Annotated in this window: 24 protein-coding genes and 1 pseudogene; 13 read left to right on the top strand and 12 right to left on the bottom strand. The window is 67.8% G+C overall.

The window, feature by feature from the left end; all coding sequences use genetic code 11:
* Window positions 1-667 precede the first annotated feature (667 nt).
* The gene (locus tag OG758_RS00570) at window positions 668-1,657 is read right to left on the bottom strand and encodes a hypothetical protein (RefSeq protein ID WP_326708076.1); all 990 of its coding nucleotides are present in this window, start codon (window positions 1,655-1,657) and stop codon (window positions 668-670) included.
* A gap of 533 nt (window positions 1,658-2,190) precedes the next feature.
* Between OG758_RS00570 and OG758_RS00565 the strand changes: the two genes are divergently transcribed.
* Together OG758_RS00565 and OG758_RS00560 are read left to right on the top strand one after the other, a co-directional pair.
* Complete coding sequence (locus tag OG758_RS00565) at window positions 2,191-2,544, top strand: hypothetical protein (protein ID WP_326708075.1); 354 nt, start codon at window positions 2,191-2,193, stop codon at window positions 2,542-2,544.
* Between the two features lie 604 nt (window positions 2,545-3,148).
* Window positions 3,149-3,814 carry a hypothetical protein gene (locus OG758_RS00560; RefSeq protein WP_326708074.1) on the top strand — a complete coding sequence of 222 codons (666 nt, stop codon included), beginning with the start codon at window positions 3,149-3,151 and terminating at the stop codon, window positions 3,812-3,814.
* Window positions 3,815-4,073: 259 nt separating this feature from the next.
* On the opposite strand, the gene OG758_RS00555 is transcribed toward OG758_RS00560, so the two are convergent.
* Window positions 4,074-4,694: a TetR/AcrR family transcriptional regulator gene (locus OG758_RS00555; RefSeq protein ID WP_326708073.1), complete on the bottom strand. Its 621-nt coding sequence runs from the start codon at window positions 4,692-4,694 to the stop codon at window positions 4,074-4,076.
* 102 nt (window positions 4,695-4,796) lie between these two features.
* Here OG758_RS00555 and OG758_RS00550 point away from each other — a divergent pair, with 102 nt between their 5' ends.
* From OG758_RS00550 to OG758_RS00535, 4 genes are all read left to right on the top strand, one after another.
* A complete protein-coding gene (locus tag OG758_RS00550; protein WP_326708072.1) occupies window positions 4,797-5,471 on the top strand; it encodes a DUF998 domain-containing protein in 675 nt (224 codons plus the stop codon).
* 73 nt (window positions 5,472-5,544) lie between these two features.
* Window positions 5,545-5,757, top strand: coding sequence for a DUF4287 domain-containing protein (locus OG758_RS00545; protein WP_326708071.1), 213 nt, complete (start codon window positions 5,545-5,547; stop codon window positions 5,755-5,757).
* A gap of 179 nt (window positions 5,758-5,936) precedes the next feature.
* Window positions 5,937-7,040: an IS630 family transposase gene (locus OG758_RS00540; protein ID WP_326708070.1), complete on the top strand. Its 1,104-nt coding sequence runs from the start codon at window positions 5,937-5,939 to the stop codon at window positions 7,038-7,040.
* Between the two features lie 142 nt (window positions 7,041-7,182).
* Entirely contained in the window at window positions 7,183-8,520 is a 1,338-nt protein-coding gene (locus tag OG758_RS00535; protein WP_326708069.1) for a DUF4241 domain-containing protein, read from the top strand.
* Between the two features lie 185 nt (window positions 8,521-8,705).
* Here the strand turns inward: OG758_RS00535 and OG758_RS00530 are convergent, their stop codons facing one another.
* Entirely contained in the window at window positions 8,706-9,062 is a 357-nt protein-coding gene (locus OG758_RS00530) for a hypothetical protein (protein WP_326708068.1), read from the bottom strand.
* Window positions 9,063-9,259: 197 nt separating this feature from the next.
* Here OG758_RS00530 and OG758_RS00525 point away from each other — a divergent pair.
* Window positions 9,260-9,648 (top strand): annotated as a pseudogene (locus tag OG758_RS00525) (GmrSD restriction endonuclease domain-containing protein); the annotation flags it as partial.
* A 118-nt stretch (window positions 9,649-9,766) separates the two neighbouring features.
* Here OG758_RS00525 and OG758_RS00520 read toward each other — a convergent pair.
* Window positions 9,767-10,180, bottom strand: coding sequence for a hypothetical protein (locus OG758_RS00520; protein WP_326708067.1), 414 nt, complete (start codon window positions 10,178-10,180; stop codon window positions 9,767-9,769).
* Between the two features lie 525 nt (window positions 10,181-10,705).
* Here OG758_RS00520 and OG758_RS00515 point away from each other — a divergent pair.
* From OG758_RS00515 to OG758_RS00505, 3 genes are all read left to right on the top strand, one after another.
* A complete protein-coding gene (locus OG758_RS00515; protein WP_326708066.1) occupies window positions 10,706-10,987 on the top strand; it encodes an HU family DNA-binding protein in 282 nt (93 codons plus the stop codon).
* 285 nt (window positions 10,988-11,272) lie between these two features.
* Entirely contained in the window at window positions 11,273-11,407 is a 135-nt protein-coding gene (locus OG758_RS00510) for a hypothetical protein (protein WP_326708065.1), read from the top strand.
* 44 nt (window positions 11,408-11,451) lie between these two features.
* Window positions 11,452-11,673 (top strand): hypothetical protein, encoded by a 222-nt coding sequence (locus OG758_RS00505; protein WP_326708064.1) that lies wholly within the window; start codon window positions 11,452-11,454, stop codon window positions 11,671-11,673.
* Between the two features lie 104 nt (window positions 11,674-11,777).
* Here OG758_RS00505 and OG758_RS00500 read toward each other — a convergent pair whose 3' ends face one another.
* The 7 genes from OG758_RS00500 to OG758_RS00470 all read right to left on the bottom strand — a co-directional run bounded on the left by OG758_RS00500 (window position 11,778) and on the right by OG758_RS00470 (window position 20,529).
* The gene (locus OG758_RS00500) at window positions 11,778-12,305 is read right to left on the bottom strand and encodes an ATP-dependent DNA ligase (RefSeq protein ID WP_442810223.1); all 528 of its coding nucleotides are present in this window, start codon (window positions 12,303-12,305) and stop codon (window positions 11,778-11,780) included.
* 209 nt (window positions 12,306-12,514) lie between these two features.
* Window positions 12,515-13,183, bottom strand: a complete 669-nt coding sequence (locus OG758_RS00495) for a class I SAM-dependent methyltransferase (protein WP_326708063.1) — start codon at window positions 13,181-13,183, stop codon at window positions 12,515-12,517.
* A 428-nt stretch (window positions 13,184-13,611) separates the two neighbouring features.
* The gene (locus OG758_RS00490; protein ID WP_326708062.1) at window positions 13,612-14,502 is read right to left on the bottom strand and encodes a GNAT family N-acetyltransferase; all 891 of its coding nucleotides are present in this window, start codon (window positions 14,500-14,502) and stop codon (window positions 13,612-13,614) included.
* Window positions 14,503-14,690: 188 nt separating this feature from the next.
* Window positions 14,691-17,066 carry a hypothetical protein gene (locus OG758_RS00485; protein ID WP_326708061.1) on the bottom strand — a complete coding sequence of 792 codons (2,376 nt, stop codon included), beginning with the start codon at window positions 17,064-17,066 and terminating at the stop codon, window positions 14,691-14,693.
* Window positions 17,067-17,077: 11 nt separating this feature from the next.
* A complete protein-coding gene (locus OG758_RS00480; protein WP_326708060.1) occupies window positions 17,078-17,404 on the bottom strand; it encodes a helix-turn-helix domain-containing protein in 327 nt (108 codons plus the stop codon).
* Window positions 17,401-18,528, bottom strand: a complete 1,128-nt coding sequence (locus OG758_RS00475) for a tyrosine-type recombinase/integrase (RefSeq protein WP_326715753.1) — start codon at window positions 18,526-18,528, stop codon at window positions 17,401-17,403. Before OG758_RS00475 ends, OG758_RS00480 begins: the two co-directional genes overlap by 4 nt.
* Before the next feature lie 399 nt (window positions 18,529-18,927).
* Window positions 18,928-20,529, bottom strand: a complete 1,602-nt coding sequence (locus tag OG758_RS00470) for a hypothetical protein (protein ID WP_326708059.1) — start codon at window positions 20,527-20,529, stop codon at window positions 18,928-18,930.
* Window positions 20,530-21,224: 695 nt separating this feature from the next.
* Here OG758_RS00470 and OG758_RS00465 point away from each other — a divergent pair.
* The 3 genes from OG758_RS00465 to OG758_RS00455 all read left to right on the top strand — a co-directional run bounded on the left by OG758_RS00465 (window position 21,225) and on the right by OG758_RS00455 (window position 24,183).
* Window positions 21,225-22,364 carry a tyrosine-type recombinase/integrase gene (locus OG758_RS00465; protein WP_326708058.1) on the top strand — a complete coding sequence of 380 codons (1,140 nt, stop codon included), beginning with the start codon at window positions 21,225-21,227 and terminating at the stop codon, window positions 22,362-22,364.
* Window positions 22,361-22,687, top strand: coding sequence for a helix-turn-helix domain-containing protein (locus OG758_RS00460; RefSeq protein ID WP_326708057.1), 327 nt, complete (start codon window positions 22,361-22,363; stop codon window positions 22,685-22,687). Before OG758_RS00465 ends, OG758_RS00460 begins: the two co-directional genes overlap by 4 nt.
* Before the next feature lie 227 nt (window positions 22,688-22,914).
* The gene (locus OG758_RS00455; RefSeq protein ID WP_326708056.1) at window positions 22,915-24,183 is read left to right on the top strand and encodes a hypothetical protein; all 1,269 of its coding nucleotides are present in this window, start codon (window positions 22,915-22,917) and stop codon (window positions 24,181-24,183) included.
* Between the two features lie 16 nt (window positions 24,184-24,199).
* Here OG758_RS00455 and OG758_RS00450 read toward each other — a convergent pair whose 3' ends face one another.
* Window positions 24,200-24,838 (bottom strand): SMI1/KNR4 family protein, encoded by a 639-nt coding sequence (locus OG758_RS00450; RefSeq protein ID WP_326708055.1) that lies wholly within the window; start codon window positions 24,836-24,838, stop codon window positions 24,200-24,202.
* Window positions 24,839-24,973: the final 135 nt, after the last annotated feature.

Here is a 24,973-nt window from a genome sequence, read left to right as displayed (position 1 = left end):
GCGTTTTTGTCCTGTCTCAGTTAAGTCCGGGCAGTCTCAAGCTCTCTGGACATCCGTCCGGCGCCCCTTACCGGTCTGGGCACGACTCAGAGTCCGCCCTGGTCGCGTCGCGCCACGCACCTCCGACCGACCACGGGGCAAGGAGATGCTCAGAGATATCTGAGACGCGGGACAGCTGGACGTCTCACACAAGTCCGGGCACCGCAGGTCAGAGCGCTGCATTGCCCGGAGAAGTCTGAGACCGGACAGTTTTACTTGACCCCTGAGCGCTCTAGTTGGCCCCACTGAGCGGTGTAGGTGGCCCGCAGTGTCCTGTCCCGGCGATGTGTAGGCAGTCCCACTTTTCTGTAGGCGAGTGCGCGTCGCGTCTCAGTTATCTGTAGGCAGGTTCTGAGCCCTTGGCCTTGTGTCAGTAGCCGGGCGCTACTTCGGTCGTGCCGTCAGTCGACGGCATCCCAAAGGCCCGGATGGGCGCGCGAGGCAACGCCGGACAGTGTCGAGTTGGAATACGTCAGCGTGGAAGGCCTCCGTGAGCGGGCACCTTGAGGAGCCGCTGGTCGGTGGCATTCGAGCAGGCACCTTCTGCTCGCCAGTTCCCGGCCTTCCATTGCCAGAGGAACCGGTGCGGCTGGAACTGGTCAGTGACCTGGCAGACGCCCGAGTGTGTTCAGCCGCACGCGGTTTGCCCGTTGTCGGGCGGGGGCGTGGCCGTCAGCAGGTTGCGGCGGCGGTACAGGGAGTGCGTGCCGCCCACGGAGCCGACGAAGGTGAAAAGGCCGCCCGCGAGGAGGAAGCTGTCGTCCACGTTGGAAGCGGTCGGGTACTCCAGGAAGGGGTTGTAAAGGGCGCCCTTGAACGGCCCGTACGAGACGAGCGCGCCCCACTCGGCCGTGGGGTTCTGCTCGACATGGCCTTCCGAGCAGAGGAACGCACTGGTGCGGTGGTCACCGGTGAACGGGTCCTTGAAGCGCACCTTGCACGGCTCCTCGGGGAATGCCGAGGCATGGACGACGCTCAGTTCGACGAGCGGGTTGTCCTCTGAGGCCGCCGAGCCGGCGATACCGAGGCCCCCGGCGATCAGACCGAGCAGCAGCACCCAGCGGAAGACTGGGCGCCCGCGCCGCTGCGCCGGACGGGCCCGGACGAGGGCGGTGGTGCCCGGGACGCGGACGACGCCTCCGCGCTCGGGGGTGCCGGACCACCACAGGGGGCCGTCGGACGCCAGCGTCCGGGAGTCGACGAGCGTGCACCTAAGGTGGACCGACTGGTCGGAGTCCGGCGTGCGCAGGGTGACCACGGGCCCGCCGAACCTCCGGCGCCGTACATACGCGGGGTATCGGGTCCAGGGGTGAACGCGCAGGGCCCGCCTCATGTGGTGGGCGTTGAGCGTGAGGATGACGCCGCTCGTGAGCGGCCCGGCGCAGGCGACCCAGTAACCCTCGCCGTCGAAGACGCCGGCGACTTTCAGGACTACGGTGAGCCAGAGGATGATCGTGCCTGCGGCGAGCGTGCGCGTGGCTCGGCGTTGGTACGCGGCCAATTGCTGCGCCGTCGCGTTGTCCTGCACGGCCGGAGCGTCCTGCGCCGCGACAGCCGTTCTTCCTACGGCCGGAGCGGTCTTCTCCGCCCCGGCCTCGGCTCTGTCCTGCTCGCCCACCGGCCCCCCAAGTCTCGGCGGAAGCAGGATAGTTGACTGCACCCCGAATCGTCCCAGCAAAGGCGCCGCCCGCTCCACATTCAGCGTCACGAACATGCCTGCGGTACCTGGCAGCGTGGCGACAAGGAGCACGCCCGCCCGGCCTCCGAGTCCGCAAGGGCGTTGTATGGGCGGCCACCCTGCCCTCCGACAGCCCCACCGGCGTTTTCCGCAACGGCCAGCCCAGCAGCATCCCCTTCGAGACCAGCTGACATCCCATGCCGGAGCAACGACCAGAGGGGCGCGGTCTAACTCGACCCGCCATGCCTCCATCCCGCCCGCGCCGGCCCCACGCAGCGCACCTGACCCGTGACGATGGGGCTCGCCACGGTGAGCCAGCGCTTCGCTCGCCTGAGTTGTGTCAGGCGAGTTGCCCACACTTCAGCGGGACGACGCACCGCCCTGTGTCCCGCAGAAGTGTGGGCACTGCAGGTCACACACTCGCCATACCCACGGTTTCCCTGAGACAGGTCACGACCTGCAAAAATCGCCCAGTGAGTAGGAGCGAGCTGTCCGATGTCGAGTACGCCTTCGTGCTCAATGCGAGTGAGATCGACATTCTTCCAGGAGTCCGGGGCGACCTGGAGGAGCCCATGGCGTCCGGGCCAGCGGCGGACTTGGCGACCATCCTCCTGGCCCTCGTCGATCGCGGAATGGTTGAGGTCTGCCGCTACATTCCTTGGACAGCACCAGACGGGGCCGTCGGCTACCAGCTGGGTCCTCCGATCCCGCGTGAGGACCTTCCCGGTGTGCTTGCCGTAACTGAGGAGTGGGAGTACCCGGACGACTTCGAGTGGCTGGGCAAGCTCACGCTGGTACTCACCGAGAGCTACCGGCAGGACCACTGAGCACGCACCTGGCCCGACGGGCCAACTGAAGCGCTCAGTGTGCGACACGAGGTCGCTCCGGAGAAGTAAGGACAGCCATGTGAAGGAGGTATCGATTGGCTGAACTTCGGGCCAGCGTCCAGGGCCCGTCCCCGCGCTCACATGCGTCGCTGGTAACGGCGGGGTCTGAAGCTGACTCGCCGCGGCGAGGTTGTCCTCGGCGAGGGCGTGCAGGGGCACACTGTCTGGTGCGGTCATCGTGCTGATCTCCTTCGAGGCTTCGACACTTCGAAGATCAGCCGGTGGCCGTTCATCTATGCGGGCACCATCCCGATGCCGGAGTAAACCCCCGGATCAGGTCCAACCCGTACACCACTTCCCTGGACGCAACCTCTCACACAAGTCCGGGCACCGCAGGTCAGAGCGCTGCATTGCCCGGAGAAGTCTGAGACCGGACAGCTGTCGTCGCTGCAAGAGGGGCCCGAATGTGGGTGGCTAAGGCGATCACTAGGCTCCGCGTCATGGCCAGTACATTCGGATTCACCTGCTCATACGGTGGTGTGCATCGACCTGAACGGGAGATCGCCGCCGCGGTGCCGGCCTCCTCCCGCGAGAGGCAGGAGCCGTGACGACGGACAGCCGAGTGCCGCTGACCCCTCAGGCGCCTGAAGGCTTGAGCCGACGAGCTCGGTACTTCGTTGAGGCGCACGGGCTGCGTGTTCCCCGCCGCGACCTCACGCTCTGTCGGGCGGTATGGCTTGAACGCGGGATACCCGCTGCGGAGATCGACCGGGCTGTGGCCTTTCAGGAGTGCTGGGGTGGCATCGCTCTGCCCCCTGCCCCCGCATACGAGGGCGGCCCGCGCGTTCTGGAAGCCCGTGCGCCCGAAGGCTCGGCCGCGGACGGCTGGCGGTTCCCGGCCGGCGGCTGTCGGGTCTCTATGGCTCACGGGTTCATGATCGGGCCGGGAGGCGAGTTCGGGATCGACGCTGACCGCTGGACACCCCTGCACGCCAGCACAGAGGGATGGGCGGAAGCCCTGGCGCTGGCCGATCACGCGGGCTACTGGGCCAAGACCATCACGAAGATCAAAGGCAGCGCCGTCGAAGGCCTGGACCTCGACGGATTCGAGCCGGTACCTGAAGTCCAGGGACTCACTGACGCCTGGTGGCGGGGCAAGGACTCGCTCATCGCCGTCTACCGCGGCGAAGCCTCAGGCTTTGACGCCCCCCACTGCCTCAGGGCCCACATCTACGGTGGACTCGATGCATGGGGCCTGGGCTGCACCTGACTCCCGAGGGCCAGACGCCTCGTCTGCCCGCCCGCTGAGCGCTCTACTTGGCCGTAAGGGCCAACTACGGCGCTCAGTCACAGGAGGACTGTGACTTAGTGGTCGGCTCCGGAAGTCCTTCGGGGGTGGACGTGTCGGTGACTTTGTGTAAGTTCCTGGGGTCCACCTGGTGTTGAGTCGGTTTTCGAAGAGCGGGGGAGAACTGGTTCAGCGTCTTCTTCCGGCGTGCCCGGGGGCGGATTGGCGCGTGTCGCTGGGGTCAGCGGTAGGCAGCGGTGAAGGCCCGGACGCCGGCGTCGGCATAGCGGTCGAGTTCGCTCTGCGTGTGCTGGGGGCTGCCATGGAACATGGCCTTGTTCACGGGGATCCACAGGAGCAGGCCGGTGAAGTGGTTGGCGGCCAGATGCGCGTCGGTAACGCGGAGGAGACCCTGGTCGGCGAGGCGTTGGAAGGTGGCTGCCAGGGTGGCGAGGACGCGCTCGAAGCCCTGCTCGTACCAAGTGGCGCCGAGTTCGGGGAAGGTGTCAGCGTTGGCGATGATCAGGCGCCGCAGCTGGAGCACCTTGGGCTGGGTGAGGGCGGCCAGGAACTGGCGGGCCAGGCGGGTCAGGTTCTCCTCTAGTGCCTCGGCGTCGGCCGGGATGTCGGCCACCAGGTCGACCATGGCGTCGACCCGGTCGGTCGTGGCCAGGACGATCTCGGCGAACAGCTTCTCCTTGTCCGCGAAGTGCTTGTAGACGGTCTGCTTGGAGACCGCGGCCTGCTTCGCGATGTCGTCCATGCTGGTCCCGGAGTACCCCTTGGCCATGAACGCCTGGGTCGCGGCGTCCAGGATCGCCTTGTGCTTGCGTGCGGACCGGCCTTGCTCGCTCGCTTCCATCGCCAACCTTTCAGTACTGGACAGTCCAGTTCTTGAGTGACTAATCTAGCGCCTGGCTTCGACGAGTACCACACCGTCTAGTTCTGCGCATGGGGGAATCGCATGACCCAGACCATCGGCGTTCCGGTCACGGCCCGTTTCGCGCCGGCATGGCCGACGACGCGGGTTCTGCTGGCGGGCGGCGTCACGGCAGGTCCACTGTTCCTGGGCCTCGGTGCCGTCCAGGGGCTCACCCGCGACGGCTTCGACTTCACCCGCAACGCGATCAGCCAGCTCAGCCTGGGCGATCTCGGCTGGATCCAGGTGACCAGCTTCCTGCTGACCGGCATGCTGGCCGCCGCAGGTGCGGCCGGGATCCGCCGCGCACTGGACGGCGCACCCGCCGGCACCTGGGCGCCGCGCCTGATCCGTGTGTTCGGCGTCTCGTTCACCCTCGCCGCGGTGTTCACCGCGGACCCGGGGGCGGGCTTCCCCGCCGGTGCCCCCCAGGCTCCCGTCGCCTCCCTGAGCTGGCACGGCTCCGTCCACATGCTCAGCGCCATGGTGGGCTTCCTCGCGCTGTCCGCGGCGTTCCTCGTCCTGGCCCGGCACTTCGCCATGCACCGGCAGCGCGGATGGGCCGTGAGCTCACGCCTGGTACCGCTGGGGATTCTCGCCGGATTCGCCGGCTCCTCCGCCACCGTGCTGGCCTTCACCGCCGGAGCCGGACTCGGCCTCCTGTGGCTCACAGCTGTCACCGCCCGGCTGATGACGGCCCTCCCTGCAGCACAGAAGTAGCAGCACCCGCCCACGGATCGCGGGCGCAACCAGGACAACAATCAAGATCACTACAGAGAGACAGGACACCGCAATGACCGGACCGGTGAAGGGCCCCGCCAGCTACTTCCCTTCGATCGAGAAGAAGTACGGCCGCCCGATCACGGACTGGAAGGACCTCATCCGCTCCTCGCCCCTGACCAAGCACATGGAACTCGTCACCTGGCTCAAGACCGAGCATGGACTCGGCCACGGCCACGCCAACGCGCTGGTCGCACACACCCTCGCCGAAGACAGCGGCAAGTAACCCGAGCATCCGCGCCGCCGGACCTGTTCAAGCAAGCCTGCAACACGGTCGCGGCGGCGGGTGCTGCGGCAAGGGACGGCCAGTGAGATCCACTTCTGCTGATCGGCCTGCCTGCCTTGCCTGTTGCCTCCGCCCGCCCGATATCGCTGACAACCTCGCAGAGGCATTGGCTCAAAAAGATGGCCTATGGCCACAAGACCCCCTACCAGGCCCGGATGCGCGCGCACATTGTGCTGCATGCGGCCAGGGGCCGCTCCAACGCGAGCATCGCCCGTCAGACGGGCCTGCACCTGGACACCGTGCGGAAGTGGCGAGGCCGGTTCGCCGAGGACGGCATGCCCGCGCTGGCCGACCGCCGGCGCCCCGGCCGCCCGCCTTCGTTCACGGCGCTGCAGGCCGCCCAGGTCAAGGCGCTGGCCTGCCAGTTACCCGCTGAGACCGGGGCGCCGCTGTCCCGCTGGTCATGCCCGGAGCTGGCCCGCGAGGCGATGGCTCGGGGGATCGCCCCGTCCGTGTCGGCCTCCACTGTGCGCCGATGGCTGGGCCAGGACGCGCTCAAGCCTTGGCAGCACCGCTCCTGGATCTTCGTCACCGACCCCGCCTTCCGCCCCAAGGCCCAGCAGGTGCTGGACCTGTATGCCCGCACCCGGGACGGCGTCCCGCTGGGCGAGAACGAGTACGTCATCAGCGCGGATGAGAAGACCTCCATCCAGGCCCGCTGCCGCTGCCATCCCACCCTCGCCCCCGGCAAGACCCGGGCCATGCGCGTGAACCACACCTACGGCCGCGGCGGCGCGGTGGCCTACCTGGCCGCCTATGACGTCCAACGCGCCCGCGTGTTCGGCCGCACCGAACCACGTACCGGCATCGCCCCGTTCATGAACCTGGTCACGCAGGTCATGAGCCGCGAGCCCTATGCCAGCGCCAAGCGCGTGTTCTGGATCGTCGACAACGGCTCCTCCCACCGTGGGAAGAAGTCGGTCGACCGCCTGGCCGCCGCGTTCCCAAACGCGGTGATGGTCCACACCCCGGTCCATGCCTCCTGGCTGAACCAGGTGGAGATTTACTTCTCCATCGTGCAACGCAAGGTCGTCTCGCCCAACGACTTCACCGACCTTGCCCAGGTCGGGAACCGGCGCCGAGCCTTCGAAGACCGCTACAACACCACGGCACAGCCGTTCCAGTGGAAGTTCACCACCTCCGACCTGGACGATCTGCTGGCCAGGCTCGACCGGCACACCGCCGATCACCACGAAGAATCCTCCGTCGCGGTGGCAGCGTGATCAACCCCCGAAGGACTTCCGGAGCCGACCACTTAGCGCCGTAGTTGGCCCTTGAGCGTTCTAGTTGTCCTGGCTGGGCCGTTGGCGCGGGCGCGGGTGGCTCGCGCCTGGCCCGGTAAGGGCGTTGTCACAGGTGGCGGCTATGTTGCAGCTCGTCACATACGCGAGCGGGGGAGCGGCGATGGTGGTCGAGGTGGGGTACGCGCAGGCGTGGGATCTGGAGACTCGCGTCCCATGGCGGCCGATATCCGTGGAAGAGGCCCGCGAGCGGGATGCCGCCGGGCTCCCGTACGTGGTGGTGTACCAAGCGGCGGGCCAGGAGGCTCCGCTGGAGGTTCGGCTCGTCTCCTGGCGGGATCACTATGTCGGGCTGTGGATCTACGACGCGCAGGACCGCCGAACCTGCGAGCTCGACATGCGGCTGCTGGACGACCCGACGCGGCTGCTGTGCCGGTACGTCGTCCGCTGGCACTACACCGGCCCGGAGATGACGGAATTCGACGAGGCGTGCCCGCGCATCACCGTGGAGCTCTTCCCGGACGGAAGGGGCCAGCGAACGGAGGAGTCCCAGGGCAAGCGCGGGGGCTCATACATCACCGTGCCCAGGGCCGGCGAGGACGAACGCTGGACGGACCGGCCTGCCTTCGGAGAATGGCCGCTGTTCTCCGCCCGGTCACACGGGCTGACGGAGCCACCGGTCTTCGAGACCACTGAGCCGGCCACGGCGGCCACCGACGACAGCGGGCTCGCACCCACCACCTGCTGGCGTCCGCCCCGCCCCGCGCAGCCCGGACCGATCGGTGAGCTGTTCCGGCCCGGGGTGCGCGTGACCGACGGATACCACCCCGACATGACGGTCGTGGAGCCGCGCCGCATCGGCACCCTGCGCGTACCCAGCGGGCTGCTCGCCGTCTCCGGCCCGGACATCGACCACAAAGACGGTCCGCACATCACGGTCCCCGTCCCACCCGGGGAGTACGTACTGCAGGAGGCGCAGGCCAGACACACCTACCACTGCGAGTGGGAGGAGAGCGAGGTCACGCGCACCGACACCACGGCCGTCCGCGTGCTCGTCAGCGAGGCCCCCGCCGCGACCTGGGAGATGGCGCTCAGGCCCGACGACGACCTCCGGCTGTTCATCGAGAACCAGATCTCCGGTTTCGACACCGACGGCGCCACCGGCTGCTTCGCCGATGCCGGAGCCTGGGACCCCCTCCTCGCGCTCTTCGAGAAAGGGCTGATCCAGGGAGACCCGGACCTGGACCCGGACGTCTACGAGGACATCAGCGACTCCATGTACCTGCTGCGTACCCGGGACCAGGCCACCGGCGGCGAACTGGCGGCCTTCGCGACGACAGGCGACGGCACCTATCCCGTCTGGGTCGGCCGTTCCGAGACAGGCGAAGTGGTCGCGGTCGCGGTGCTGGTAGAAGGGATGCCCGAACTGCTCCCAGAAGGCGGAGCCACCGCCGGTGCCTGACGTGGCCTACACGTAATCCGGGACCCGCCGCCGCGTCCCCCCGGACGGGACCTCCATGAACAGGTAGGGGAAACCGGGAGCCGAAGCATTCGCGCGACCAGGAGGACCGGGCCGGGCGGCGAGCAGGCTGCTAGGGGAAACGCCACACTCAGGGGCCGGAGCCGGCCAGGGGGTAAGGGTGCGTGTCAGGCCGCCTCGGCGTGAGGGTCGGGGTACCGCACAGCCTTCTTCAGGGCAGCCTCGACCTCGTAGCGTGATCCGCTCTCGTTCCGGCCGATCGCAGCATGGACTTCGACGGCGGCGTCCCGCCATGCCTTCCACGCCGCGTCATACTCGGCGTGCTGTTCCTCGCTCCAGCCGCCCTCCTGCGAGGGCGGGCCGAACCGTTCCTGCAACGCCCGCACGCGCGCGTGCGCCTCGTCAGTTGCCTGCTGCTTCTTCATCAAATCGTCGGAGATGTCTGCCACGCCCAGGGTCTTAAGCAGCCCTGCGACGATCCGACTTACCGCTCTCCTGGGTGACACGAGCGCGGTCTGCGGCACGTCCTGCGCTCCGAACTCGCTACGAAGATCACGACCAGTTTCGTGATCTTCGAGGAGCCCCGTGCGTATCTTCGCCCCGCACCGCCACCCTGCTCACCGCCGTCACCGCACTCGCCATCCCCACGGCCACTGCTCAGGCTGCACCCGGCCCCTTCGGTAGTCGTGGTGACGTCCTCACCCTGCCGCTGTAGAACGCTCTGAAGGCGATCCCGGTGCAGGCCGAGGACCGCACCGGCTACCAGCGCACCAGCTTCAAGCACTGGATCGACGCCGACAAGGACGGCTGTAACACCCGTGCTGAGATCCTCAAGGCGGAAGCGTTCATCACGCCCGAACAGGGGCCGAACTGCAAGCTGTCCGGCGGCGAGTGGTACTCCGCCTACGACAACCAGTACCTCGACGCCCCCGGCAAGCTGGATGTTGATCACAGCGTCCCGCTCGCCGAAGCCTGGGACTCCGGAGCCAGCCAGTGGACCGCGAAGGAGCGCGAGGAGTACGCCAACGATCTCGGCGATGACCGCTGATCGCCGTCTCCGCGAAGATGAACCGGTCGAAGGCAGACCAGGACCCGTCCACGTGGATGCCACAGTGGGATGCTCATGGTGAAAGGTGCTGTTCAATGCCCGCACATGTCGAAAGTCGTGCTCGGGCCGAGGCCGGGGCCGGCTAGCTCTCGCCACGACAGTCAGCCACCTCACCAGAACTCACGGGGAGCTGGCCGGCGGTCCGTCAGATCGCAGCGCGGACCGCACCTCATCGAGGGTCGGGGGGCCGGGATCAAGAACGGGCTGACCGACCTCAGATGGCCAATTGGGACGGAAACGTGTCTCGGAGTCTGCGAAGTCATTCCGCTGATACCGAGCGTCCAACGGCCGCAGCCGGATCTGTTGACGGCTGTCTGCCCACCAGATCTCGAAATCCGCAACCGTGCCTTCCGCCGGCCAGTCATCGCTCTGTTCCGGAAGCCACAGGACGTCGACGAAGCCTCCGACGCTCAGGCCGATGTCCACGAAGATCCCGATCGCACCGGGCCGGGGAACCTTCACAACGGTGCCCTCGAAGACCTGCCCGAAGCACAACCCCCGGCGAATCCGAGCCCACTCGGCATCTGTCACCACGAACGCATCTTCGCACTCTCGTCCGGGTCATGAGCAACTACACCCGAGCGGCAGGGTCCAGTCACGGACGTCGATCACCCGCCCGTCTGGGCGACACAGCACTGTCGTCGACCATTCCCCGACAGATGTTCGACTGCTGCTGAAACTCATCGACAAACGCTGTCGCTGATAGTGAACGAAGCCAGCACCGCCGTGGAGACGCCGAGCGAGGCACCGCGGCGGGCTGAACCGCTCAGGGCTTTCCGTGCCCAACCAGGCACTCCGATGGCTCCGCGGGATCTCATGCAGCCGAGCCACGCTGGATGCGGGCTGAGTCGTGGTTGAGCAGCAGGTGTCCAAGGGCACGCGAAGCGTCGACGAGTTGACCAACCATCACGGTGCTGCAGCGGTGACTCGCCCCGTCCAGAGCCAGGACGGATGCCCCGCAAAACGCCTTCCAGGCGTTGTCAGTGCCGGGTGGCAGGATGGCTCACGGTTAGTCCGGGTCGCCCGGCGGCCAGGACGCAACGAGATACGGAGAGTCGAATGAACCGCAGTGACCTGGTGGCTACGCTGGCCGACCGCGCCGAGGTGACCCGCAAGGACGCCGACGCCGTGCTGGCCGCGTTCGCCGAGACGGTCGGCGAGATCGTCGCCAAGGGCGACGAGAAGGTCACCATCCCCGGCTTCCTGACCTTCGAGCGCACGCACCGTGCCGCTCGCACCGCCCGCAACCCGCAGACCGGCGAGCCGCTTGAGATCCCCGCGGGATACGGCGCGAAGGTCTCCGCGGGCTCCAAGCTCAAGGAAGCCGCCAAGGGCCAGTAGCACCGGCACACACCAAGACCGTCCCCGGGGAGTGAGCCCTAGCCCACTCGGACTCGCTCCCCGCCGATGCCGGTCCTCCAGCCCCACTCGCAGCCCGCAACCTGCCGGCATTCTGCGGCCGGCCGCTTTGGGACTCTGGTCAGCCCGCTGGCGCAAAGATGAGGGCGCGCCTGGCTACTTTGGGACGAGGACAGGGCAGCCGCACGCGACGCCCAGTACGGTCGTTGCACCCCCAGGGGCACTGACATGGATGGAGCGCTTGGCCGCGCTCGCTGGAAAGCCGTCGTGACGACCGTTGACGGGGTCCAGCCGCGGGACCATCGGGGCCGGTGGACTCGCCGGCCCGGCTCGTCGGCGCCGCCGTGGTGGTTTCTCGTCGCGGTCGTGGCGATCGTGCTGATCGTCGCCGCCACGCAGTAGCGGGCTGCCGTCGGCGCATCGCAGGCCCGTGGCAGAGTGCGCCTGTGGATGATCAGACGCAGTACCGGCTCACCCTCCTCTCGGGCGGCCGCATGGTCATGGAAGGCACCTGGTGCGACGCGGCAGTCGCGGATCGCAAGTTCCGGTCGTGGATCGGCGACTACAGCGGCCTGAAGGACACGCGGATCGTCCTCGAGGAGCAGGTCGGCCCCGCCGGGGAGTGGCTGATCGTGAAGACCTGGCCGCAGGAGACGGGCGCTCAGTAGGGGTTCAGCCGAGATACGCGCCAAAGGGGACGACTCAACAAGCAGGGGCTCAGCACTCGCTGAGCCCCTGCTGCGTATTGCCAACCGCACCTTCCCCGGCCGCGCTATCTGACCCGCGTCACCGTCACCACGGAGTGCCGGGTCGTCCCCGCGAGGACTTCCACTACGAGACCCTGGCTGGTCGTCACGTAAGCGTCGCCGGCCGACGTCCGCGCCCTACGCCCAGGTCCCGCGTCGAGGACGTGACGGGAGATCTCCGCAGCGACGGAAGCCGTCAGCGCCTGCGACAGCACGCGGCTTCCGTCAGGTAGCCGGACCGCCACCCGGTGGGGCCGGGACGCCGGGCCGACGTACCCGACGACGTCGGCGTCGACGGTGTCCGAGTGCCGCACCTTCTTCCAGATCCGCCCTGCCCGGTACGGGGATGTGGCGCGCTTGCAGACGACGCCCTCGATGCCTTGGCCCTGGAGCGTGTCGTACCAGAGCTGCGCGACGTCCGGATCATCTGTGGCGGGAACGGCCTGGATCGGGGGCGGCACGTCGTGGAGCAGGTCGAGCAGGAGCGCGCGCCGCTCGGTGTACGGGCGGCTGCGGACATCGCCCAGTTCGGGGTGGGCGAGGAGATCCCACACGGAAGCGCGCGGGTTCGTGGAATCTGGGAGCGGCCTAACGGGGAACCCGTCCGCCAGCCTGGTGTTTCCGACCCAGAACGAGTGGGCTCGGACCGGCTGACCGCATGGTGTGGGTGCCGGTGCCTCGGAGGGCCGGACGAATCTTGATGTCCATTCGCCAGGCCATGAGTCTCGGCACGAGCCCCTGTGCTGCCTCAGGCTCCTAATCCTCAGGCGGGGCGCTCAGCCATAACGACCAGACCCGGCCCGCTGAACTCATCTGCCGGGAGCCGGAGTTCGGCGACAGGGCGCAGTCCGGCCTGCTCGATCAAGCCGACGAACTGTTCCGGCCGCCATTTGTGCGTCGTCCAGCGGACGGACACACCTCCGTAGGCCTCCGTGCGCACCGCGTCCTCGTCGCCGACGTGCGTTCCGGTGATGAAGTGGCCGCCTGGCTTCAGGGCCCGCGTGAACAGGGCGAGGACCTGGGGAAGGACGCCGCGCGGGAGGTTGAACAGTGACCACCACCCGAGTACGCCGCCGAGGGACGCTTCTTCGAGGCTGAGGTCGGTGGCGGAGGCGACGCTGAAGCGGCAGTGCGGATACAGACGGCGGGCGTTTTCGATCATGCCGGGCGAGAGATCGACTCCGGACACGTCGAGTCCGCGTTCGGCGAGGTAGGCGGTCACCGTTCCGGGCCCGCAGCCGACGTCGAGGACAGGCCCGAGTTCGCTCACGGTGTCGGCGAAAGCGTCGATCGATGCCTTGAGCCAGGGATGGCGACGGATGTCGCCCATTCCTGTCGTCGCCACCATCTCGGCGTAGTTGTCGGCCACACGGTCATAGGACTCGCGGACCACGTCGAGATCGGCCGGTCGGTCAATTTGGTGTGCACGCATCAGCCAACCATAGGGCGACGAGTTTGCTGGGGTAGGAGGCTAAACAACTCGGTTGGGTAGACAGGGCACCGCTGTGTCGCGGCCGAACGTCGCGGGCAGTGGCTCGGCTGGGGCCGCTTGCTGCGCAGGTCGCCCGGGACTCGTTCACTTCGCATCGCAGACCCGGCGGGAAACCGCAGATACACCGAGAACGGGGCACTTGAGCGGGAGCCACCTCTTCGGCCGCTACGCCTTCACCCGGCCGGCCGCACGCCCGGTCTGCGGCAGCTGCGTGATCCGCACACCGATGGCGAGAACGACGACGGCGAGCAGGACTGACCGTCACCGACCAGGGTGCTGATCACCTTGCGCGCCACCACTTGGGTCAGCCGCGTCGCGGCGGTCGCAGCCGGTAGCGGTGGCTGGTGCGTTTGTGTTGGTTATGTCCCTCACCTGGCTTGTGGTGCGCTATAGGAGAACTTGTACCCGGCGAAGTCGGCGACGTGGACGTACCCGATGCGCTGGTAGAGGGCATTGCTGGTGGGGTTGTCTGGATCCGTGAACAGGACGACGTCTGTCGCGCCCGCGGCCAGTGCTGCCCGGCTCGCCTCGACCGTCACGGCGCCCGCGTAGCCGCGGCCCCGGAGGTGGGCCGGGGTGTAGACGGGATCCACCCGGACCATGCCGCCGACCATCGAGGTCACGGCCGCCATCGCGACGGGGGTGCCGTTGGGGGTCTCCCAGAACGTGAAGTGCCTGTCGCCGAAACGCGAGTCGTCCCAGGAGCCGGCGTCAATCAAGTCGATGGAGGGCTGCTCCCCGACGTCGACACAGAACTCACGGCACCAGTGCACGACTTGCTCACGGTCCTGCCCGCCCGTGATGCGCCCCCGGCCCTTCGGGCGCGGCTGCGGTGGGGTGAGCGTGCCGAGACGGTAGAGATGCGTCCGCCAGAAAGGCGGTGCCAGCGCAGCGCCCGTGTGCCGCTGCCATGCCTCGGCGAAAGCGTCGGCAGTGTCGCGGTCCGCGATGACGTGGGAGGGCGAGTGGCCGAGGCCGGCCAGGTGAGCGGCGAGGGCGTCGGTCTGCTCGACAGAAAGGGGGGTGAGGCCCAGACGGCCGCCCGGAGTGAGATAGAAGACCGCGTGCACTTCACCTCCTGGCTGCAGTCGGCCGAAGACGGGGGCTGCGGCGTCGGGTTCGGCCGCCCCGCGTATCCGCAGTTTCTCGATGTCCGTCAGCGGCGTGTTGTGTAGGGCGGGGCGCGAGCGCAGGAAGTCCCCGGCTCGGGCGAGGAAGTCGTCAACGTCTTGGGTGAGGTGCCAGTCATTCGGGAGCATGCTTCATGATCCCGGATCTCTCCGGCACGGGGAGCACTTGCTCAATGCCTTTCAGGTTCGGCCGCGTGCCGCGGGTGGAGCGTGGGATCGGGTGTGGGGGTGGCGAGCATCGGCTCCGGCAGGGACCACGTCGAGGACATGATCGACGCCTTCCCCTTGAGTAAGCGGCGCCGGGCGGTGTCGCCCGGTCAGCGGATGCGGGGCAGGGCCTTGTCCGGGTGCGCGGTCTGCACGTACTTCACCGCGACGCCGGGGTGGATGCCGAAGAGACGGACCAAGTGGACTGGGTCGGCGGTCTGCTGGGCCTCGTAGAGGATGCGGTCGGCCCATACCTGGCGGGGCAGCAGTCCGATCTGGTCGAAGGCGGCCCTGCGTGCGCAGTAGCTGATCGGCGGCGAGGCCGGGTGACGGTAGGTATGGGAAGTGATGAGCAGATGCGGATTGGTGGCTTGTGGCCAGCGTCGTCGCCGTTCGCGCAGCCAGTCGGCTGCGAGATCGGTGCTCAGGTCGTCGAGGTAGACAGTATGGGTGTGTTCGCCCCGCCGAACCGCGAGGGTCCGGTGGGCGAGGTCGGCGTCGGCCAGGACGAGCCGGGCAACCTCCACGGCGCGCACGGCGTGAATGGCGACCAACCCGACAATGAGCCGGGCTGCGGGCCCGTCGAGCCGTTCGAGGGCGCCGGCCAACCGGTCGCTGGACAGCGGAAGCGGCAGATGGCTCCCGGCGTGCAGCCGCAGTCCAGCGGTGGGGTTGCGGAAGATCAGCCGTTCTTGTTTGACGGCCCGGAAGATGCTGCGCAGCGCGGTGAGCAGCTCGCGCCCCGGGCCGCCGGGGCATTTGGCGAGCTCCGTCCGCGCATGCTCGGTCGTGACCTGCCGCAGGTCCATTCCTGCTGCTGACCACAAGGCAAGGGCGGGCGATGCGGTGCGCAGGTAGCGGCGGATGCGCGTGTAGTCGGCGGGCGCGTGCCGGTAACGTCCGAGCCCGCGCATGACCTTTGCCCATGCGCGTAGTTGTTCGGCCATCGGCTCGGGAAACTGTGCGATCCGCTCGTGCAAGGCCCTCTCGCCGTGCCGGTCGCGTCGCTCCGCGCTCAGGTCTGGGACGTGTGAGCGGACCTGCCTCTGGACGTCGGTGAGCAACTGGGCCGGAGTCTCGGAGAGGGCGTCCGGTGCGAGAAGAGCGCGCCCGTCGAGGAAGTCGATCACCCGGCGAATCGCGGCGGCACCGGCTGGCACTGTCCTGGCCAGGGAGCGCACCTCCCGTTCGGGGATCGCCGCGTGCGGCCCCAGCCAAGCCAGTAGAGCGTGCAGGACGACGGCCGCACAGCCCGGCACACTGCGCTTGTCGACGGGCCAAGTATGCGGATAGCTGGCGGTGAACGCGTTCAGCAACTCCTGTGCCGGGGGCGGCAGGGAGGACACAACGGCGGCGGCAACGTGCTCGCGCCGCCAGGTGCGGGGCATCGCGAACAGACACAGCTGCCCTGGGCCGGTGGGCGCTGGCATCACACGGCCGTCTGCGGTGTCCGACGTACGTGCGCGTGCGTGGGCGCGCATGACGGGGCCGGACCGGTTGTGCACGACGAATCCAAGCTCCCCGGCCCGTCGTTTGAGGTGATGCGCGAGCGGTGAGGCGAACGTGAGTTGCGTGAAGGGCGCCGCCACCGTCTCGGGACCGCATTCACGCACGTACGCCAGGCAGCCACGGCACAGGCCCTCCTCGCGGTGCACGGGCAGCTCGTCGCACAGGCATCGCGGGCATCGGCCCACTGGGTAACGGTCTGGGTTGTACCACCAATCTCTGCAGCCCCGGCACCGCGTCGTGGAGATGCCCCAGCTGGCGCAGTCCGCGCATGCCCCCACCGGCCACAGCGCGGGCGGCGGGGCCGTGCGGGGCCTCAGCATTCCGGCCTGGGCGAGGATCTCAGCGGCGGCTGCCTTCAGCGGCAGCCGCACTTGGTCAAGGAACTCCTGCGCAACCAGGGCCTCGCCCTCGGCGTCCCGGATCGCCAGGGCACAGCGGATCAACCGCATCACCGTGTGCGGCCACGACGTTGTCAGGCCCGCACTGACCGCACGCTGCTCGGCGAGCGGGTACAGGGCCGCTTCCTCTGGCCATGTCCGGGCGCTGATGCGTTGGGCATGGACGCCTTCGATGCTCCGCCAGACGGGAAACAGCGTCTGCTGCCCACGGATCACCGCAGGACAGATCCGCGAGTCGTCGACCAGGCGCTTCACCTCCCGCGGCCCGAGATAAGGGCTGGCCGCACCACGAGGGCGCGGGAGATTTCGTGCCCCCTGCCGACCGAGCCCCAGCACATACAGGTGCAGCTGGTGCGGGCCCGGAAACACAGCATCGACGCCGTCCCGGATCGCTTCGCGTACTGCGATCACGCAGGGCCGGCACAGTCCGTCGCCGTCCAGGTACTCGTTCCGGCAGCACCGCGCACAACCCGCCCGTACAGCACGCTGTTTCAGCCACCCGCCGCAGCTCCAACACAGCCCGTCAACCAGGCGGTGCACTCCCCAATCTAGGCAGAGCCCGCACTGCCGCGCCGCCACCACGGCCGCCGTCAGTTCGGCGGCCGCAGCCGGCGCGGACCATCCCGGCGCGCAACCGGGCGCACCGGCCCCGCCTCGCCGCCGACCATCCGCTCCTGCTCGTCCTGGCCCGCAGCGCTCGCTACCGGCTCGGCTTCCATCAGATCGGCCACTGTGCACTCCAACGCCGTGCAGATCTTGTCCAGATCATCCAGCCGTACCGTCACCGGAGTACCGCCCCACAGGGCGGCGACCTTGCTCAGCGACGGCGTAAAACCCACCCTCGCGAAGGCCGCCTGCAGATCGACCGGCCGCCAGATGTCGCGCTTAGCCGCCGCCCAGCGCAGATTCCACTTCACCGCAAGCTCCCCATGTCCGCGACCAGCCGTTGCCCGGCCCGCGCCGCCGACGACCGCGAGCGGTCCGCCTGCTCCGGATCGGCCTGGGCCGTCGCCAGATAGTTGACCGTCGTAGTCGTCCAGCTATGTCCGAGCAACCGCTGCACCTCCCACAACGTCATCCCTCGCTCGTAGTTGTGGGTCGCGCACGCGTGCCGCAGCAGATGCGGGAACAGCTCCGCCACCGGCCCGGGCAGGTACAGCCGCGACGCCGTCTTCAGGGCCCGACGGAATGTCGCCGGGACGACCGCCGGCGCGATGGGCATGTTCAGCGCTGCCACCGGCTTCGGCAGCCGCTCGGAGGGAAACAGCAGGGCCGCCGGATGCTCCGGATTGTCCCGGAACATGCCCCGCACCTCCTCCACGTACCACCACAACAACTCGCGGCCTTCCTCGAACAGAAACGCCTCCCGCGGCCGGGGCCCGGACCCGCGGGCGCCCTTGCCCTGAACCACGAACCGGCCCCACCGTCCCGACTCCCAGTGCACGTCCTTTACCGCGACGCCACACAGCTCCGCCGCCCGCACCCCGGACAGGTAGGCGATCTTCGCCATCACGTAGTCCCGACACGCCACTGCCTCCTTGCGCGCCTGTGGCAACGCATTCCGCCACACGGCGAAGAACTCCCGCATCGCACGCTGCGAGGGAGGCACCCGCAGACCGAAGTCCCCGCGGTGGCGCGGCCGGTTGAACGGATCGACCGGCGATTCCACGACCACGCCGAACAGCCGGTGGATCTCCCCGGCGTACCGCTGCTCCAGGAACGCGAAGTACGCATCGATCTTGTTGATCTTCGCCAGAACCGTCGACCGTGCCCTCTTGCCTGGCCCGGCGAAGTACCGGTCCAACGCCGCCGGCGTGAGCTGCCACGGGAGAACGTCGTAGTGGTCGCACAGCTCGATCACTGGCTTGACCAACTGGTCGATCGACGCAGGCATCAGTCCGGCCGCATCCCTCGCCCACTGATACTCCGCGAGCGTGTCGAAGAAGTACGACTGCTCGTCCCGCTGCCCCGAGCGGCTCGATCGGTAGGTATGAAGAGAGAAGACCTCCGCCAAACCGACCGCATCACGCCCAGGGGCCATGGAACGGGTTTCGAATTCCCCCATGAACCAGCAGATTACGAAGACCACTCGCGAAATCTGCTAGCAACTACGGGAATCTCACACCCTTGAGGGATGCCTCGAACACTGGTCCTCCACCAGCCGACTTCGTCCGCTCACGGCCCTACTGGCGATGGACGAACCCGTGCGTACTCCAGTTGGCAGCGAGGCCGGCAGCCGCTCGGCCGGCTCCGCGCCCGCCAGGGCCCCGAGCCGCCCGCCATTCGCGCCAAAAACGGGAGAAGGTCCGCTGTGCACTCGACGTTGCCGACGGCGTTCCGGTGGGGGGCTCGACGCCCGTGAGCGCGGCTTGGTTTGCGACCCTGTTCGTCGTACTGGGAGTGGCGCTGCGCGCGGGGAGGGCCGACCGCGGTCGAGTCCCTAGCTGGAGAAGAACGCCGTCAGGGAGGCGAGGATCGCCAGCGCGGGCTGGGCAATGTCCGCGCCGGAAGACAGCAGGGCCCGCAGACGTTCGATACGGGTCCTGGCGGCTGGCAGGTCCGGTTCCGGGTCCGCGCCGATGCGGGCAAGGTCGTGGATCTCGCCGGCCGCGGCGTCCCGGTCAGCGGCGGCCACGTCCCGGCTCTCCAGGACGAGTTGGAGTAGCCGGGTGAGGCCGTCGGCGTGCTGGGCGGTGCCGTAGGTGTTCTGGAAGTCCCGGATCACCGTGTCCTGTGGGCGGTTGATGAACGTGGTGTTTTCGCCCTGGAAGTAGAAATTCTCCGTCACTTCAGCTCCTGAGGTCCTTGAGACAACGACGACTTGACTGTTGTGCACGGCAAGCCCTGCCGGGGGCGGAACCACGGACCGTAGCGCCGACTTGATCGCCTGTTCGGCCTCGCGGACGGCGGCGAACGCGGCGGCGTCGGCGGCACGGCCGCGAGCTAGGAGGTTCTTGAGGGCGTCGGGCGCCGGAGCGTGTTCCTTGGTCTCGAAGGGTGCCGCGTAGTAGCGGTAATAGTCGGAGGTGGGCCCGTACCGTGCCAGCCAGTGGCGTTCCTCTGCGGTTTTCGGAGTCCGCACGGAGGCCGTGACCGGACGCAGGACCCTGTCGATCCCACCGAAGAGGGACCGGAAGTAAGCCGTCGAGGTGTGCTCGATCCGAAAGACGATTTTCTCGCCTTCATGGAGCGGACCCTGCGGCGAATGGAAGAAGACCAGGCACGGGAGGAGTTCGGGGTCGAGACCGAGCAGCGAGGCGATCTCATAGGCGCCCTGCGGGTCGTACGGTGTCCAGCGTAGCCAGCGCAGAGTGGACATGACGCGGTACAGCTCAGGCTCCAGATGCCGTCGCCAGTACTTCTTAGCCGCCGGCCAGTCGGCCCGCCGTTCCACGACGAAGACCCGAGTGGCGGGCCCTGACAGCACGTTCAGGTCGTCGAAGTGGGTGCGTACGTACGTCGCGAGCTCAACGTCGGCGTCGGTGTAGAGCAGCATGCCCCACAGGCGGGGGCCTCCCGCGGGGGCATTCGCGTTCTCGGCCAGTTGTAACCATCGCAGCAGTTCGGCCGGGTTGGGCGGCCCGGCCATCATGTAGGCGCCCTCGGCCGGGTGCAAGATGCACAGGGCCAGCAGATCGCCGTCGGTCAATCCGGCCTCGCCCACGGTGAGGTGCCCGGGTAGACGTTCGTCCGTCGCAGAGTCGGCCAGCCACTCGTCCAGGACGTCACCGGGCCGGTACAGCGGTCGGATGATCCGAACGGCCTCGGCTGGCTTCGGCCGTGCGACTCCGAGACGACGAGCCTCGCTCAAGCACCGGGACTGGAGCTGGTGCACGGTCATGCCCTGCGCGTCGGCGTCGGGCACGACGATCTCGAAACCACGTGCGCGCCGATCCAGCTTCAGCCATCGTCCGGCATCGGCCCCGGCGTCGAATTCCCCAGAACCGATCAGAGCGTCCAGGGTCCGCGAGTAGCGTGCGCCGTACGGACTGTAAGTGACCTTGGACCAGTCTCCCTCACGGACATCAATGTGCAACCGCATACGTCGTCTCCCTCGCGAAGTCCCGTTTCCTGTCTGGATTATGGGGGGGCGGTATGCGGAACGCGGTATCGCTTCGTGAAGGGACCAGCAGTAGGGCTGGGCAGATCGGTATTGGTTCTGGCGTGTTGCGGGACAGGCTGGGCCGCTATGACCCAGACGACGAGGAGTAACTGCAGTTCGCGGGCGAAACTGGTACAGGCTTAAGGCGCTCGCCCCGCAACAAGTCGAACCGTACGGGAGCAACGGCCTAGCTCCCGTTCCCCTTCGAGATCGATCCCGTAGGCCTCGCAGTCCAGTAACCAGACTTCCGCGGTGGGGGTGGCGGTAGCGGGCCACAGGCCGGGCGGAGACGCCCCGGAGGGCCTGGCGGCCCGCCGGGGTGGACGTGGTCGAAGTGGCGGGTCGTCAGCACCCGGTGCCCTCCCCTGGGTTCGAACCCCGAGCGGGATTTCGTGAGGCACAGGATAACTGTAATTATCCTGTGTGAAGTGCCGTGAATTGCATCAGGTGAGAGGACTCGCCCCTGGCTGGTAGGGGGCGCCTGAGCAGGCAGGCATCGGCTGGTCGCAGTCCGGAGACACTCCGACGATCCGCCCTGACCGCCTGAAGGCTGCCCGCGTGACCTGCGGCAACCTCGCTCGTTCTCATCTAATGAACGATTCATTCGCCTTTCTCGCGGCGTGTTGGGGGTTGGCGTGGGCGGTTCCTCATGGAATGTGCCGGGGGCGGCACCGTCACTGTTCATCGTGGGCGGCGCTCCGCTGCTGCACCCGGAGAGCCAGGTCTTCGAGGGCATGCTGGCGGGGTGGCGTGATCAGCAGCTGGCCCGGAATCTGAGCAAGGACACGATCGCGGACCGGCTCCTGGCGGTACGGCGGTTCCAGCGCTTCACCAACGAGTGGCCGTGGACGTGGCGCCCTACGGACGTCGAGGAGTACACCGGCCACCTGCGGAGCGACGGGCGGGAACGGTCCCATTCCACGATCCGCGGCTATCACGGCCACGTCCGGTTGTTCCTGGAGTACGTCGCCGACCCTCGCTACGAGTGGACAGCGGTCAGCGAGCGTCTCTTCGGCAACCATCCGGCCCAGGTGTTCTTCGAGTGGAACACCGCCGTGCATGCCGCCGAGTACGAAGGCCGGCCCGGGCGCCGTGCTCTGACCAAGGCCGAGCTTCAGCGGTTCTTCGACTACGCCGATGACCAGGTGGCAGCCGCCCGAACCTCGGGCCGCAAGGGCTGGCTCCCGGCCATGCGAGACGCGACCGCCATGAAGGCCACGTACGCCTGGGGGCTGCGTCGCCGCGAGGTGATCAAGCTGGATCTCGCGGACTTCGGGCACAACCCACACGCTCCCGAGTTCGGTGAGTTCGGCGTGGTCTACGTCCGCTGGGGCAAGGCGTCGAAGGGTTCCACTCCCAAGCGCCGCAGCGTTCTGACGGTCTTCCCGTGGTCGGTGAAGGTGATCGAGCAATGGCTCGGCAGCTATCGCGCGGTGTTCGACACCGCTGCGAAGAGTGATGCCCTCTGGCCGAGTGAGCGGTCGCCGCGTCTGGACATGGGGGCTTTGGGGGACCGGTTCGCCTCCTACCGGGATGCGTTGGGGCTGCCGCAGGAGCTGACGTTGCACTGCTTGCGCCACTCCTACGTAACGCACCTGATCGAGGCCGGCTACGACCCGTTGTTCGTCCAGCAGCAGGTGGGGCACTCCTACGCGTCCACCACCGCGCTCTACACCTCCGTGTCGTCGGACTTTCGCACCCGCACGCTGCGCAAAGTCCTGGACGGCACGATCGGCCGAGCGATCAGCACTGCGACCGGGGAAGGACCGCGATGATCAGGCGACTCGGCTACCACTGGCACCTGCGACGGATCATGGCCGCGCACAACATCTGGAAGACCACCGAACTCATTCCTCTCCTGCGCGAGCGAGGCATCAACCTGTCCACCGCGCAGGTCTACCGCCTGGTCACCGACCGGCCCGAGCGCCTCTCTCTGCCGGTCCTGGCCGCGCTCTGCGACATCCTCGCCTGTTCGCCCGCCGACCTGATCGAACCGTATGTCGAAGCAGACCGGCGCAAGCGCACAGCCGGTGAGGCGGCCGTCATCGAGATCAATACCGACTTCCGTCCCGAGCGGGCTCGCATCATCGAGGACTGACCATGCCTGCACCCCGGAAGTACACCTCTGACCCGAGCAGGCACCCATCCTGTGTGCGTTGCGGCTCCTGCTACCCCGCCAGTCGGCACTGGCCTGAGGGCATCGTCTGTTTCTACTGCGTGCGCGCGGCGCGCAACCGCCAGGGAACCTGCGCTGCCTGCGGACACGAGGGCATCCTCCCGGGGCTCGACACCGAAGCGCGTCCCCTCTGCGTCCGCTGCTGCGATGTGCCGCTCGACGTGCGATGCAAGCGATGCGGCGAGGAGAACCTGGCCAATGATTCCAACATCTGCTGGCGCTGCCTGCTCACGGACAGGATCAACAGGCTCCTCGCGGGTCCGGACGGGGACATACCCGAGAGTCTGCGGCCGCTCGCGGAGGCGATCACGGGAATGCCCCGGCCGAACAGCGGATGGGCCTGGATCCACATGAACCGGCGCGTGCCAGAACTCTTACGCGGTCTGGCTGCTGGAGACATCGAGCTTAGTCATGACGCACTCGATTCACTGCCACGATCCAGAACGATCGAATACCTTCGGGGTCTCCTCGTCGCTCACGGCTGCCTCCCCTGGCGCGACGAGCACCTGATCGCTTACGGCCGCTGGCTCACCTCGAAGCTCGACACGATCGCCGATGTTGATCAGCGGCGCCTCATCGAGCGCTACACCCGGTGGCACGTGATGCGGCGTTTGCGACGAGACGACTCCGACCAACGACCCGTGACCGCCAACGCCTTCCTGCGTGCCAAGCAGCACACGACCGTCGCCATTCAGTTCCTGAGTTGGCTCGGCGACCGCGGAAGGAGCTTGGACGAGTGCAGTCAACATGACATCGACGCCTGGTTCAGTAACGGCACCACCACGCGTGGACACGCGAACAACTTTCTCTACTGGGCTATCAAGCAGCGGCTGGTCAGCAAGCTCGCCGTTCCCTGGGCACCTCACGGCAACGGCCCACTCGCGAGCGAGAAGGACCACATCGAAGCGCTCCGCGCTCTGCTTCTCCATCAAACCCTGCCGGCAGCCCACCGGGCCATCGGCATCATGCTCGTCCTCTTCGGACAGCCCCTCGCCAGGGTCGTGACGATGCGCATGGACGACTTCCGTGAAGGCCCGAACGGGCTGGAGGTGAAGCTCGGCAGAGACTGGATCGGGGTTCCGGAGGCGGCAGCCGCCGTGATCCGGGTGCATCTCGCTTCTGGACCCGGCCTCAGCACGGCCGCGAACCCGGACTGTCCGCTGGTGTTTCCCGGGCGCATGCCCGGGCGGACGATGCACGTCTACAGCGTTGCAACGATTCTCCGCGAATCCGGAATCCCGGCCATGGCCTCACGCTCCAGAGCCTGGATCCAGATGGTCCGTCAAGCCCCGCCGGCCGTCCTGGCAGACGCCCTGGGCGTGAATCCTCAGACGGCGATGCGCTATGCCGAGCGAGCCGGAACGGACTATCTGGGCTACGCGACCCTGCGAAGTCTCCAGGGACCCGAAGGCGCTTGAGGCGCTCGACTCAAGATCAGGACGTGGCCCAGGCTTCAGCGCGCCAGCCCGGCAGTTCCTTGTCCAGCCACTCCTCGACGGTCCTTCGCCAAGGATCCGAGGGATCGCTGTCGGCGACATCGGCCCAGGCGTCCTCCGCCATATCGGGGTCGATGAACAGGCTGTCGAGGTACGCGTCGAAGTTGTCGGCGACCTTCGTGAAGACATGGTTGCCCAGATACCGCGGCCAGGCGATGGCGTGGACGAACGCATGGAGCTGACCACGAGTGGCCGGGTTCAGGTCCAGGAAGAGGGTGTCGCTGCCGCCGTTGCGGGCGATGGGCAGCAGGCCGGTCAGGGGCACGTTCTCGGCGAGCCAGCCGTCGCGACTGCGCCGGTACTCTCCCAGAAGAGTGCCCCAACCGTACTCACCGGCGTCGTCACGGCCCAACTGATAGAGGTCGTCGAAGCTCTGGACCGGTTCCGGTCCACAGGCCGGCAGACGGACTGAGTAATCCAGCTTCCCCCCGCCCGCAGCTACCAAGAACGAGCGGTATGCGGGCGGCAGGGGCAGCCCGATCTCCCGCTCGAGCGCGGCGCACTCACCCAGGTCAAACGGCCTGAACGGACCGCCCACCAGGCGACCCCGATACCAACGCGAGAGCTCTTCGGACACGAACAGAGTGTCGCACCCCGCTCCGACATCCACGAGGCGCTATTCACCCCTCACCAACAGCCGTCCATACCAACATTTGTTTGAGTCACGCGGACGGAGGAATTCGGACGGAGTGTCAAGGAAACCCTGACATTG

It is taken from the genome of Streptomyces sp. NBC_01474 (assembly GCF_035918215.1).
Taxonomy (GTDB): Bacteria; Actinomycetota; Actinomycetes; order Streptomycetales; family Streptomycetaceae; genus Streptomyces; species Streptomyces aureus.
This window is presented reverse-complemented; position numbering and strand designations above follow the sequence as displayed.

Bases quoted from the DNA above. Each gene is read 5' to 3' on its own strand.
- OG758_RS00555 (WP_326708073.1), bottom strand. From the start codon at position 4,694: ATGGAAGCGAGCGAGCAAGGCCGGTCCGCACGCAAGCACAAGGCGATC.
- OG758_RS00550 (WP_326708072.1), top strand. From the start codon at position 4,797: ATGACCCAGACCATCGGCGTTCCGGTCACGGCCCGTTTCGCGCCGGCA.
- OG758_RS00545 (WP_326708071.1), top strand. From the start codon at position 5,545: ATGACCGGACCGGTGAAGGGCCCCGCCAGCTACTTCCCTTCGATCGAG.
- OG758_RS00540 (WP_326708070.1), top strand. From the start codon at position 5,937: ATGGCCTATGGCCACAAGACCCCCTACCAGGCCCGGATGCGCGCGCAC.
- OG758_RS00535 (WP_326708069.1), top strand. From the start codon at position 7,183: ATGTTGCAGCTCGTCACATACGCGAGCGGGGGAGCGGCGATGGTGGTC.
- OG758_RS00515 (WP_326708066.1), top strand. From the start codon at position 10,706: ATGAACCGCAGTGACCTGGTGGCTACGCTGGCCGACCGCGCCGAGGTG.
- OG758_RS00495 (WP_326708063.1), bottom strand. From the start codon at position 13,183: ATGCGTGCACACCAAATTGACCGACCGGCCGATCTCGACGTGGTCCGC.
- OG758_RS00490 (WP_326708062.1), bottom strand. From the start codon at position 14,502: ATGCTCCCGAATGACTGGCACCTCACCCAAGACGTTGACGACTTCCTC.
- OG758_RS00475 (WP_326715753.1), bottom strand. From the start codon at position 18,528: ATGGCCCCTGGGCGTGATGCGGTCGGTTTGGCGGAGGTCTTCTCTCTT.
- OG758_RS00470 (WP_326708059.1), bottom strand. From the start codon at position 20,529: ATGCGGTTGCACATTGATGTCCGTGAGGGAGACTGGTCCAAGGTCACT.
- OG758_RS00460 (WP_326708057.1), top strand. From the start codon at position 22,361: ATGATCAGGCGACTCGGCTACCACTGGCACCTGCGACGGATCATGGCC.